Source organism: Acetobacter sp. AAB5 (assembly GCF_050106715.1).
In the GTDB taxonomy this organism is placed as follows: Bacteria; Pseudomonadota; Alphaproteobacteria; order Acetobacterales; family Acetobacteraceae; genus Acetobacter; species Acetobacter oryzifermentans.
Genome location: NZ_JBNIEW010000001.1, coordinates 304,433 through 316,974, shown reverse-complemented (window position 1 = coordinate 316,974; position 12,542 = coordinate 304,433). Strand labels below are relative to the sequence as shown.

Sequence of the window (12,542 nt, the reverse complement as noted above, 5' to 3'; positions counted from 1 at the left end):
TTGAAGCAGTTCTTACTTAAGGCCGAAAGACCCAAGCGTTTTCAGGCTAAGGGTGAACAGGAAGGTAGAGTTACGCTGCTGCCCACCAATGGTGGTGTACTGCTTGAGATACATGAAATCGAGGCCGAAGCAGTCATTCGTATATCCAATATCTCCACCCAGAGAGACAAATTCACGGCGGGAGAGGCTGCGGCGCGCAAACCCGGAAAGATGCCAGTTATCCCAGTCGGAGGAGAAACCGCCGCTGATTTCGTTTGTGCGTACAGTGTAAAGCTGGTTCGGGCTATAGGAGCGATAGTTGGTGGCAAAATAGTAATAGGGGGTGACGGGTTCATACACATATCCGCCACGGATACGGAAATGCGGCACCCCGGCGCTGAACAAGGCATCACCAAAGTTGAATTTGCCGGTATAGGGATCAAGCCGCATACGGGCGTTGAAATCAAAATACTCGTTTGGTGCCACACGGGCGCGCGCCACAATGTCTGAGGCATGATGGTCTAGCCCAGAATAGGGCAGGCGATCATGTTCGATATGTTCCTGGAAACTTTCACCGGCCAGAAGGTCCACTTCGTGGCCATCCCATGTCCAGTTGGCATGCACCCCGATATTGCCGCGCAGGCCACCATCCAGCCTGTCTGTGCCCTGATAGCGGTTAAGAGAGAACAGCGTTGAATCCGTAAATTCATAGGACATGCTATCTTCATTCGGAATCATGTCCGTTGCGCCCATGCCAGTATTGGGGGCGTAAATGGCCTGCACAATGGGTTCAATCAACTGCGTGCCGCGGCCGTGCTCAAAGCTCCGCACAAAGGGCCAGTTTGTTTTCAGCGCAATGGTTGGCAGAACCTGCCCGCTTACAACCGTACGAGCAGTTTTGTAGTAGTTAGGCTGCTGGTACAGCTTGGTGGCGCGGTACACCATGGAATCAAGCCGCAATGTTAGCAAAAATTGCTGCCCTTGGCGGGAGCGCCACAACCTATCCCAGTTTAACTGCAATTCACCGCGCTGATCGGCAGAGCCGTTTTTACGATACACGTAAAAATCGGTGGTGTTTACACTTGTGCGGCCGCCCAGTGCATCGGGCTGGCCAACAAAGCTGTAGGTATAACGCGGCAGCGCCCACGGCAGATCGTCATTGTGAATGACACCTTTGTTCAGGCCCTGATAGTACTGCCCATCAATGCGGGAGTAAGAGCCGGTGCCAAAGCCTTCAATATAGGCATTGGAGTTCAGGGTATCAGACCCGTAACCCTGCACGCGGTAATCGCGCATATAGTCAGCCGAGGTGGCTAGGTTAATGTTGGCTCCGGCGCGCCAGTGCTTGTTTATGGAGAACTGGCCTCGGGCAAACAGATAGCCCTGCACACCATGGTTGCCGCCACGGCCTACATCATCACCAAAGCCGTTGGTGTAGCTGTTACTGCGATGCGTATCGTAAGCCAGACCGCCCTGAATGTTGATCTTGCCGAAGTTAAAGAAGTTTCGGTACTGCGCGCTGATCTGTGGCCCTGTTTTGGTGGAGAACAGGCCCTGCACGGTCATGTCGGACTGATCATCAATCACCCAGTAATACGGGATCGTGAAATACGTGCCCAGATAACGGTCATGCGGTGTAATGCCGGGCATAAGGAACCCGCTGTGCCGCTTGGCTGAAGGGTCCGTCATGGAGAAGTAGGGCAGGTAGATGACCGGAATACCCAGAATATCCAGATACGCATCACGGAAGTCGATTTTCTGGTGTTCCAGATCCTGCGTGGCGTCATAAGCGCGGAACTGCCAGAAGGGCGCGCGGGTTTTATCTTTTTCGCAGATTTCACAAGCCGTATAAACGGCGCGGCTCATTACGTTAATCTTGCCTGCTGTACGCCGCAGGCCGTTGGCTGCCAGCTTGGCGTTGTCCTGCATGGTGGCATTCACGTGCATCATGATGCCATCCTTCATGCCGCCCGAAAGCTCGGCATAATGGGTGTACAGTACGGAACCATCTGGCTGAATGGTGGCTACATTTCCGCGTGCGGCCATAACGCCGGTATCGCGGTCATACACAATGCGGTCTGCTCGCAGCACATGGTCGCCCTGCCAGACCTGGACATTGCCAGTCCAGGTAACGGTGTGCTCAACATCGTTGTAGTCAACCTTATCGGCCTGAAAGGTTGCCGGTTCATCGGGAGATGTCGGGCGGCCGGTATCAAGGTGCATCACCTGCGGGCGAAACTGCGCGTGCGCATGCTTGGGCAGGTTGAAAAGAAGGCACGCGGCCATGCTCCCCAATGCGGTGGCCGCACTGAGGGTGGAACGACGGCGCAACAAAGGGCTGCGGAAAGGCCGGCGGGCCACGGTCAATCAGCCATCCTCCAAATGAAGCAGCAACGAAACAGCCAGACACAACCCGGCCAGCGTAGGGGCCCATGCAGCTAGCATCGGCGGAAGTGCCCCCGAATTCCCGAACTGCTCTGCAACCTTGGATACGGTGAAAAGCAGAAAACCCGCCGCAACGCCAGACCCGATCATGCGGGCAACGCCCCCGCGCCGTGATGGACGCATGGAAAACCCTGCCGCAACCAGTGCCATAGTGCCCGCCAGCATAGGCAATGCCAGCAGGGACTGAAAATGAATACGATGTCGAATAGATGAGAAACCAGAGCGATCAAGCAAGGAAATAAAGCCTGGCAGCGCCCAGACAGAAAGCGTTTCGGGGGAAGAAAAACTTTCCTGCACGCGGTTAACCGTTAAATCTGTAGGCAGATCAATCTGGCCCACGTGGTGCAACAAATCATTGGGCCGCACCACAGAGGCATCACTTAAAATCCATTTCAATGTTCCCAGATAGCCTTCGGGGGCTTCGATTCGCATCATCAGCTTGTCCTGATGATCAAGACGGAACACGCTCACATTACGGATACGGAGCAAGCCATCCTTAAGCTGCACGCCACGCGCATGCAGCATGGCAACGCCGTGCGGATCGTACTGACTATCTGATTGCCGTAGCCATAAAGACCCGCTGGACAGGCTGAGCGGCCCACCACCAGTACGCAGATATTGCTGATCCAGCTCTTCCGCCCGGCGGTACATGGATGAAGACACCGGAGAAATCAGGGTGGTGAAAATAGCGCCAATCAGCATGGCGCAGGCTACCGGAGCGGTAAGAAACTGCCATGCGGAAATACCAGCAGCGCGCGCCACAATCAGTTCGGAAGAACGCGTAAGCCGCCAGAAGCAGACAATCCCGCCCAGCAGCATGCCAAAAGGCAGAATTTCCGTAGCAAAATAAGGCACATGAAGCGCTGCAATTTCTGTTACCACATTGGTGGAAACATCTGGCTTGGTGGCGACACGGCGCAACAGGTCAATAAAGTCAAACAGGCAGACAATGCCGGTTAGAGAGGCAATCATCGCCACAACGGAAAACACAAACTGCCGCGCAATATAGCGGGAGAGGGTAACGGCAACAATCATCAGGCCGGAAGCCCCTTCAGTTCTGTGTCAGGCGGGCAGAGGCGCGGTCTGCCAGCATTTCCGGAATGAATAGTATGCCTGCGCATATCAGCCCTGGCAGTAATGCCACAAGCGGAATAAGCGGGATAAGGGCCATGTTTCGGCTGGCCAGGTTTTGCAGCAACAGGTTAATGGCCAACAGCCCCACAACAGTCAGCACTGCAGCAAGGGGCCGCTTGATATTGCCGTAGCGCGAAAAAGCTCCACGCAGCACGGCAACCAGCCCCACCATGGCAAAGGAAAAGCAGGTAAGGGGGGATGTAAGGCGGCGCCAGCCTTCTACCTTGAACTTGCCTGTATCGCGCACAGAAACCTGTTGTGGATCTGGGTGCAGCAGTTCCCCCAAAGACATTTCAGCAGCATCCCGAAAGCGGGCGTCTTCCTGGTGCGCGGAAGACAAATCCATGGAATCCTGCTTGAAAACCAGCATGTTCAGGCGGCCTGTCTTATGGTCGATCACCTGTCTGGAACCATCGTACAGGATCACGCGGGGGGTATCATTCACGATCATCATGGACCCATGATTGGCCAGAATTGTGGCCTGATTCCCCGGTTGCCGATCATCCTCCACCATAATGCCGTGCAGCGTGCCATCGTGGCTGCGTGAACGGATATAGACCGTCATGGCATCCGAAACCTTGGTGAACACGCCCTCTTGCAGCATGAAGGCCGCCATCTTGTTGCGGATATCAAATTCGTATTGCCGGAAGGCGTGGTAGGATGTGGGCACAATCCACAGGTTCAGCAAAAAGCCCATAATGGTGGCCATAAGCGCACAGCCCAGCCCGGCCCTTGCCAGTGCAAACTGTGAAAGCCCCGCCGCCTGCATAACCGTAAGTTCGCGGTCTCCCGCCAGCCGTTGATACACAAACAGGCTGACCACAAAAGTGGTAATGGGCAGCACCACCGCCACAAAGGAAGGAATAAGCAGGCTTGTGAGTTCAATAAACACACGCAGAGAAAGCCCTCTGTCCACCACCAGAGAGACAAAGCGCAAAGACTGCATAAGCCAGATGAGCGCGGCCAACCCCCCGGTGGTTGCCAGCAGTGCCACCAGAAGCTGGTGGAACACATACCTGTCCAGCGTGAGGAAACGCGATTTCAGCCAAGACTGAAGTGAACGGACGGTCATACGTCTGTTATCTACTTCACCTGTGCGGGAGGCAACAGCCTTATCATGCATAAAGCAGGTGCAGGCATGTTGCTCCAGCGTGGTTTTTCTTGAAAACTGACAGTTTTATTGGCGCAAACTCTCAAAATTCCGCAATTTCTTTTTTCGTTTTTCGCGGAATTTCTAGAATAGAAGAATCACACCACCAGCAGCCGTATTGTCGCTTTCCTTGTAAGGGCCGTGGGCGGCAGACGATGTATGCGTGTATTCACCCACCAGATTCAGCCAATCTGTCAGCTTGTAAAAAACAGCCCCAACTTCAGACTGGTTGCGCCGCACAAGGGTAGGGCTGTTTTCTCCCGGAGCCTGATACAGGTTACTTACGCCGTAACTGCCCACCAGCTTAAGCCTTTTGGTAACGTGGTAGGCCCCTTGCACGTAATACCCTTCGGATGCGCGTTTGCGGCCATTTTGCCCCACACCATCAAAGAACAGCCCGGTCGTACCCAAGCCGCTGCCGCGGTAGTAGTAGGCGACACCTTCAAGCGGACCATAAGTAACTTTGGTACCAATATCGCCAGCTTCTGCCATTGCGCCCTTGCGGCTGTCTGTATTCAGCAAAGTGCTTTGCAGGCCCTGCTGATGCTGAATCAGGAAGCTGGCCCAGATGCGTGTTTGCACCTCGCCAACCTTGAAATCATACGTAACCTTGCCCTGCACCATGGGGGAGGAGTGATGCTCGGATGAGGCAGACAGATCGCCCCCGGCAAAATTAAATTCATCCAGCGGTTGGAAGATACCGACAGTGCCTTGAAAACCGTGAATTGTGGGTGAGGCGTAGGAAATCTGCGGAATCCAGTCTGCGTACACATAACCCACACCAATGCGGCCCAGAGATGTGTTGCCCGGAGCTGCGTTGTTGCCAGAAGCACCGACGCTGAGCAGCGTGGCATCGTTCAGGATAGCGTCCGAGCCAAACAGCGCCAGATCACGCCCGACCTTGAATGTGCCGATATTCTTGTTGCCAAACGTAACGTAAACCTGACGCAGATCGATACCGGCAGTGCCAAGCCCAACGGGGCTGCCGCCTGTGTTGGCGTTAAAGGCCCCGTTTTTGGCGTTATCAATACCCGGATACATGCCCAGAACGGCAGAAATATCCATGCCGCGCTGCACGGTGCTAAGCTTGAGCACAAAGCCCGCAGGGAGCAGGCCGTTACGCACGGCAGAAGAATCAAACCCGCTGGAACCGGTGGAAACACCCCCCGCCACGGCTTGCCCGCCAGCGGGGCTGTTGTAGGTGTAAAAGCCGTTTACAAAGCCAGAAAGGTTGATGTTGATGGGGCCTGCCATAAAGGTAAGCCCTTTGCCGGGCACGTATTTTGCCACCCGCACCACATCGTTGCCTTTAAGGGATTTGGCGGCTTCTTCGGCAGAACGGGCGCTGGCTTCTGCGCGTTCTGCGGCACTTTCGGCCCGCATGCCGGAATCTTCTGCGCCGGGGTCAAACTTGATGCCGGGTTCGTATTCATCACCGCCAGCACCATGCCCGGCATGGGCCACCATGCGGTGCCGTGCGCCCGAAGCCGCTGCCGTGCGGCCAGAGCCTGAACCACCTCTGCCGCCTGAAGATGCACGCTCGGTTTGTGCTGGAGCGGCGTGGCGCACGTGTTTGGCGAGCAGCGTATCGTATTCATGCTTGGTTAGGCTGCCTTTGGCGCGCAGCACATCCAGCAGATCGCTATAATCATCAGCCAGAGCAGCTTTTGGCAGCATGGCAGGCGAACCAGCAACCGATGCGGCCATAACCGTGGCAACCAGCGCCTTTTTTCCCGATGCCATAAAACTGTGCTCCCCTAAAAACCTGCTCTCTCTTACTGTGGATCAGACTTCCTGCCGTCAATACGGCGTAAAAAGGCAGCAGCTTTGTGAGCCAAGGGGGTAACGATGCAGCAAAACCGAACGCATTGGTAGAAAAATCCCCATTATACGCTGCCGCGTAAACAGCAAAACGTATTGGTTTCATAATGGAATGGAATAAATATAATTTTTTAATATCAATGAATTAGACGAATTATTTTTGCGTTGGAAACAGAATGGAAAACAGTATGAATTAAAAATGACGTAAGCAGTTTTGACGATAAAATGCTATACACACAGCACAAAAAGTGAAGAAAAGTGCGCTCACAAAAGTTCCACTCATCACGGAATTTTTATTGTTATAACAATAATTTACGTCATTCCTTGAGGCTGTTTTTGATTGGCGACGTAAAAGGGTGCGAAAATTTCCCCGTAATTGCAGTACTTTGCATCATGATTTGCCATTATGCCGCCGTGTTCGCGCCGCACAGCACATTTTGGTGTCTTGAATTTAAACTTAGCCGGGCAGGGCAAGTTGTTCTGCCAAATCAGTAACGAAAGCAAACACAGTGTCGGCGGAAAAAGAAAAACACAGCCAGGCTTGGCCTCATGGCGCTCAGCAGCAAGCTTTTTCTGCTGAGCCCATCATAACGGTGCCGGATGAGGAACTGCCACATTATGCCGGGCGGCCCGTGGCGTTTTTAGTGCGTTACATGCGGCATAGGCCTGTGGGGCATGCGTTGGTATTTGGCTCTGTTGGGTTGGCTATTGGCTGCATTGTGCTTTCATCTAACGGTATCCGCCGCCTGGTGGACCTGATGACAGGCACATCCCCCACAGGGGATGTTATGGCCGTATGGTCTGCCGTTGGGGTGCTGATTGGCCTGATTGTGGCAGACAATATCTCGTGGCGTATTGCCGGGTGGTTTGCCGCCCGCACTTTTGTAGCGGTTACGGGGGATATCCGGCAGGATCTGTTCCGTTTTCTAACAGGCCATTCTCCCGCCTATTTTGCAGACCGTATGCCCACATCGCTTGCTGCACGTATCGCTACCGCTGGCAATGTGAGTTTCACCATAGAAAACTTGCTGGCATGGAGCGTATTGCCCCCTAGCCTGAATGTTCTGCTTTCTGTTGTGCTGATGTTGTCTGTCAGCACCATTATGGGCAGCGTGACAGTAGTGCTGGCCATCGGGCTATGTTTGCTGATGTTCCGTCTGGCCGTAAGAGGTCGCACTCTGCACGGAGATTACGCCGCCGCCGCCGCCGGGCTGGAAGGTGAAACGCTGGATGTTATGGGCAACATTGCACTGGTGCGGGCCTTTGGCATGCGCAACCGTGAGCGTGAGCGTTTTAATGCCCTCACGCAACGGGAAATGGGCGAACGCCTGAAGTCTCTGCGTTACATGGAAAAGCTGCGCATGATCCATGCGTTGCTGACTGCGGTGCTCACTACGGGTTTGCTCATTTGGGCCGTGTTGTTGTGGCAATGGCAGCAGGCAACCGTTGGGCAGGTGGTCATGATTATTACGCTGGGCTTTGCCATTCTGCACGGTACGCGGGATCTGGCTTTGTCTATGGTGGAAACCATCCAGCATAACGCACGGTTGTCCGAAGTGCTTTCCTCGCTACTTGTGCCGCACGATATGCCAGATGCTGAAAATGCCGTGCCGATGAAAGGCCCAGTGTTGGGCGATGTGCAGTTTCGGGATGTGGTGTTTGCGTATCCTGGTGGCGCCCCAGTGCTGGACCACTTCAGCCTGCATATTCAGGCAGGCACCCGCGTAGGGCTGGTGGGGCGTTCGGGTTCTGGCAAAAGCACGGTGCTGGCCCTGTTGCAGCGCATGCGCTTTGTGCAGTCTGGCAGTGTGTTGATCGACGGACAGGATATTCGCGATCTTACAGAAGATGCACTGCGAGCTTGTCTTTCCATTGTGCCGCAGGATGTCTCCTTGTTGCATCGCTCTGTTATGGAAAATATCCGCTACGGCAGGCCAGATGCTACAGATGCAGAAGTGCGTGCCGCAGCAGCCGCTGCCGGGTGTGCGGCATTTATCGAGGAGTTGTCTGAAGGGTTTGCTACCATTGTAGGAGACAGGGGCGTAAAACTGTCTGGCGGGCAGCGCCAGCGTATTGCCATTGCACGCGCCTTTTTACGCAATGCCCCCATTCTTATTTTGGATGAAGCCACAAGTGCGCTGGACACGGAAAGCGAACAACACGTACAGCAAGCACTAGACAGGCTGATGGTTGGGCGCACGGTTATTGCTGTAGCGCACCGGCTTTCCACCTTACAAAACTTTGACAGAATCGTTGTGATGCAGGAAGGCAGGATTATCGAGGATGGTTCTCCTGCGCAGCTTGAACAGCAGGATGGCCCGTATAGGCAGTTTCTTAACAGGCAGATGACACACGCATAATGACAACCATACAAACACCACAGGCGTGGAAAAACCTGCGACCCGAAGGGCGGGGCGAAGCACGAGGTGCCCTTGCAGCCTATGCTTACCAGCAGATACGCGACAGGCTGATTTACTGTCATTATCAAGGTGGTGAGCGCTTGGTTTTGCGCCCGCTTGCGGCTTCATTGGAGTTAAGCCCCACTCCAGTGCGCGAGGCGCTGTTGCGCTTGGTTTCAGAACAGGCGCTGGAACTGGATGAACGCAACACCGCCCGTGTGCCGACCACCACGCGCGCACTGTTTTTAGAAATTCATGGTGTGCGGGGAGATCTGGAAGGCCGTCTTACCCGAGATCTGGTTACGCACATTACCCAAGAACAGATTGCGGTGCTGCGCGAAAAGCATCGGGATTTTATTGTGGCATATGAAAACGCAGACCCGCATAAGACGGCTGTGGCCAATGCTATTTTCCATAGCACGGCAGCAGGTTTTTCCCGCTTGCTGTTTACCGTAGGGATTATTCGCGGGCTGTGGGCACGTATGGGGCCAATTTATGCAGCAGCTAACAGCTTGCCTACAATGAGCCCAGCAGACCCAAACCATCCGCATCTGCAAATTCTGGCCGCGTTTGAAAAGCGCGATGTTGAGGCTGCAACAGATGCATTGCAGCGTGATTTTCTGCAAGCCAGAGAGTGGCTGGAACCTTTGTTGCCAGAAGAACAGCCAGTAACAGTTTGAATTTGAAGTAAAAATACACAAGCCTGCCAGACCGGCAAGGGTCAGGCAGGCTTGTGTATCTGTGCGCGGCGTAAAGCCCCGCAGTCAGGCAGGTTTAGGCTGGTTTGGTTTTGCCACCAGCCGGAGGTTTGCCAGATGCCGCAGCCTTGGCCTTGTTATCTGCTTTGTCTTTGTCTGACAGGCCCGGAACTTCCACATCAATTTCCAGCATGGAACAATGCGCGCCACGGTCCAGCTTGATCTGAACCTTGTCCTGATCAACCGCAACGTGCCGTTTGATAACTTCCATGATCTCGCGGTGTAGCTGAGCCAGCAGGTCATCCTTGCCGTCACCTACACTGATGCGTTCATGCGCCAGCAAAATCTGCAACCGATCCCGCGCAACGGGGGCGGAGGAGCGGCGTTTAAAGAGGTTGGAGAGGAAGGTCATGAGACTCTCCGTTTGAACAGCCAGTCAAACAGGCCTTTGCGTTCAGTTGGAATGGTAACTTCCACTTTTTCACCCAACAAGCGGCGCGCTGCTTCTGCATAGGCGCGGGCTGGAGCGCTTTCCGGTTCGGCAATCGTAACAGGGGCGCCCACGTTGGATGCTTTCAGAACATCCGGGCTTTCTGGAATAATGCCAAGCAGTGGAATGGAAAGAATTTCAAGCACGTCATCCGTAGCCAGCATGTCACCGCGTGCGGCGCGCTGGGGGTCATAACGTGTCAGCAGCAGGTGCTTATCAATTTTCTTGCCGCTTTTGGCCTTTTCCGTTGTGCTATCCAGCATCCCGATCATGCGGTCACTGTCTCGCACAGAGGAAACTTCCGGGTTGGTGACAATAACAGCCATATCAGCATGGTGCATGGCCATTTGTGCGCCACGCTCAATACCGGCGGGGCTATCACAGATGACCCAGTCAAACTTTTTACGAAGTTCTTCAATAACCTTGGCAACGCCCTCTGTGGTCAGGGCATCTTTATCCCGCGTCTGGGAGGCTGGTAGAAGGGAGAGGGTATCAATCCGCTTATCCTTGATAAGCGCCTGCGCCAGATTAGCGTCACCCTGAATAACGTTAATCAGGTCAAACACCACGCGGCGTTCCGCCCCCATAACCAGATCAAGATTACGCAGCCCGACGTCAAAATCTACCAGCACGACTTTCTGGCCGGTTTTGGCCAGTGCGGCTCCCAAGGCTGCGGAGGTTGTGGTTTTACCCACACCACCCTTGCCTGACGTGACGACCAGAACCTTTGCCATCAGTATTCCTTTTTATATCTCTGCGGGGTCATATGGATGAAGCCATGATGACCTTGTATGGCGATAACATGACAAGCTGCACCTAAAAAGAAAACTGCCAATATCTATTTAGTCTTAGTTTTCTTTTTATTTATTTTCTTACGGCAGCGGACGGAACAAAAGTGCTTCCCCCGAAAGCAGAACCTGCGCGGGTTTTTCTGTGCAGGCGGGGTCCATTTCTTCCGCCGTGGCATAGAATCCATCTATGGCCACAAGTTCGGCGGCCAGATTGCGGGTGTAAATCCGGGCATTGCCGTGCCCACCAATACCCGCAATGGCCCGCCCGCGTAAGGCGCCATAAATATGGATAGACCCTCCGGCAGAAACTTCCGCCCCAGAGGCCACAGCCCCCAGAATAACCACATCGCCATCTGGCCAGACAATATGCTGGCCGGAGCGTACGGGGTCTTCTATCAGCAGGGTTGTGGGGGCTGGCGGGCCTTCGGGTTCTTCTTCTGGTGCGGTAATTGGGCCTGAAGAGCGGCCCCCCACCGGGCTTTCAGGCCATTCCCAATCTGCTACGGCAGGCCATGAGCGATCACCGTTTTCTATGCCCAGCACGCGTATGCCGCGTTCTTTGAGCGCAGGCAGCAAAAAGGCAAGGTTGGGCGTATCGGCCTGCATCATGCTCAGATCAAGAATAACAGGTTTGCCAGCAAAAAAGCCAACAGACCGCGTGATCTGATGATCCAGCGCCACCAGCCAATCTTCCAGCGGGGCTTCCGGCGTGAGGGTGAGCGCCAGAAAAGAGCGCCCGGACATACGGATACGGGGGAGTGGGGGATGTGTGCCGGACAAGAACAGCCGCTCTCGAAATAAAGATCAGGAATAACAGATGCACAGGATAATGGCGTTACAGTGCAGTTGGGAAGTGTCTGTTACGCATTGGATGCATGAAGGCAAGGGGATGGTGGGAATTTGATGTACTTTCATGCTGTTTTCCCTCTGGCGTTGGGGCAGGCAATGGCATAAATCATCGGGTATGCGTACCCTCTTTCATTTTCCCCTCTCTCCTGCCAGCCGTACTGTTCGGCTTGTACTGGCGGAAAAGCGCCTGCCGTTTGAGGCCATTATTGAACGGGCATGGGAACACCGGCCCGAATTTTTGGCCATGAACCCAGCAGGTGATGTGCCGGTTCTGGTGGAAGATAATGGGCTGATTGTGCCGGATTCGTATGTGATCTGCGAATATCTGGAAGAAGCATATTCCGATACGCCGCTGCTGGGGCGTACGCTGGCAGAACGTGTGGAAGTGCGCCGCGTAATGGCGTGGTTTGATACGCTGTTTGCGCGCGAAGTTTCTGGCCGGTTTATTGATGAACGGGTGATGAAGCGCCTAAGCGGTCGCGGCAACCCTGATGGCACCGCGCTGCGTGAGGCCTATGCCGCCATGCGCCCGCTTATGAAATACGTGAATGATCTGGCAGAAAACCGGAACTGGCTTGCTGGTAATTTTCTGTCTCTGGCAGATTTTACGGCCGCTGGGCATCTGTCCTGTCTGGATTTTATTGGCGATATTGATTGGAGCAAGGTGCCAGCTGTGCGGGACTGGTACGCACGCATGAAGTCTCGCCCCTGTTTCCGTCCGCTTCTGGCCGACCGGGTTTCTGGCATAACGCCGCCTGAATATTACACCAATCTGGATTTCTGATC

The 12,542-nt window shown here is 54.4% G+C and carries 10 protein-coding genes; 3 read left to right on the top strand and 7 right to left on the bottom strand.

The annotated features are described in order from the left end of the window. Window positions 1-12: 12 nt before the first annotated feature. The 4 genes from ACP7IZ_RS01480 to ACP7IZ_RS01465 all read right to left on the bottom strand — a co-directional run bounded on the left by ACP7IZ_RS01480 (window position 13) and on the right by ACP7IZ_RS01465 (window position 6,451). Window positions 13-2,340, bottom strand: a complete 2,328-nt coding sequence (locus ACP7IZ_RS01480; RefSeq protein ID WP_426847655.1) for an LPS-assembly protein LptD — start codon at window positions 2,338-2,340, stop codon at window positions 13-15. A 6-nt stretch (window positions 2,341-2,346) separates the two neighbouring features. Further along, window positions 2,347-3,459: an LPS export ABC transporter permease LptG gene (gene lptG, locus ACP7IZ_RS01475; protein WP_019090094.1), complete on the bottom strand. Its 1,113-nt coding sequence runs from the start codon at window positions 3,457-3,459 to the stop codon at window positions 2,347-2,349. 16 nt (window positions 3,460-3,475) lie between these two features. After that, on the bottom strand, window positions 3,476-4,681 hold the full coding sequence (lptF, locus tag ACP7IZ_RS01470) for an LPS export ABC transporter permease LptF (protein WP_426847563.1): 1,206 nt from the start codon (window positions 4,679-4,681) through the stop codon (window positions 3,476-3,478). A gap of 111 nt (window positions 4,682-4,792) precedes the next feature. Further along, window positions 4,793-6,451 (bottom strand): porin, encoded by a 1,659-nt coding sequence (locus ACP7IZ_RS01465; protein ID WP_426847562.1) that lies wholly within the window; start codon window positions 6,449-6,451, stop codon window positions 4,793-4,795. A gap of 587 nt (window positions 6,452-7,038) precedes the next feature. On the opposite strand from ACP7IZ_RS01465, the gene ACP7IZ_RS01460 reads away from it, so the two are divergent. After that, window positions 7,039-8,889 carry an ABC transporter ATP-binding protein gene (locus ACP7IZ_RS01460; protein WP_426847561.1) on the top strand — a complete coding sequence of 617 codons (1,851 nt, stop codon included), beginning with the start codon at window positions 7,039-7,041 and terminating at the stop codon, window positions 8,887-8,889. Beyond that, the gene (locus tag ACP7IZ_RS01455) at window positions 8,889-9,608 is read left to right on the top strand and encodes a GntR family transcriptional regulator (protein ID WP_063353889.1); all 720 of its coding nucleotides are present in this window, start codon (window positions 8,889-8,891) and stop codon (window positions 9,606-9,608) included. Before ACP7IZ_RS01460 ends, ACP7IZ_RS01455 begins: the two co-directional genes overlap by 1 nt. Window positions 9,609-9,702: 94 nt before the next feature. Here the strand turns inward: ACP7IZ_RS01455 and minE are convergent, their stop codons facing one another. The 3 genes from minE to minC all read right to left on the bottom strand — a co-directional run bounded on the left by minE (window position 9,703) and on the right by minC (window position 11,687). Further along, window positions 9,703-10,038: a cell division topological specificity factor MinE gene (gene minE / locus ACP7IZ_RS01450; protein ID WP_063353890.1), complete on the bottom strand. Its 336-nt coding sequence runs from the start codon at window positions 10,036-10,038 to the stop codon at window positions 9,703-9,705. Then, window positions 10,035-10,850 (bottom strand): septum site-determining protein MinD, encoded by an 816-nt coding sequence (gene minD / locus ACP7IZ_RS01445; RefSeq protein WP_006115989.1) that lies wholly within the window; start codon window positions 10,848-10,850, stop codon window positions 10,035-10,037. Before minD ends, minE begins: the two co-directional genes overlap by 4 nt. A 138-nt stretch (window positions 10,851-10,988) precedes the next feature. Beyond that, window positions 10,989-11,687, bottom strand: a complete 699-nt coding sequence (gene minC / locus ACP7IZ_RS01440; RefSeq protein WP_082823137.1) for a septum site-determining protein MinC — start codon at window positions 11,685-11,687, stop codon at window positions 10,989-10,991. A 184-nt stretch (window positions 11,688-11,871) separates the two neighbouring features. Here minC and ACP7IZ_RS01435 point away from each other — a divergent pair, with 184 nt between their 5' ends. After that, window positions 11,872-12,540 (top strand): glutathione S-transferase family protein, encoded by a 669-nt coding sequence (locus ACP7IZ_RS01435; RefSeq protein WP_003628165.1) that lies wholly within the window; start codon window positions 11,872-11,874, stop codon window positions 12,538-12,540. The last annotated feature ends 2 nt before the right edge of the window (window positions 12,541-12,542 follow it).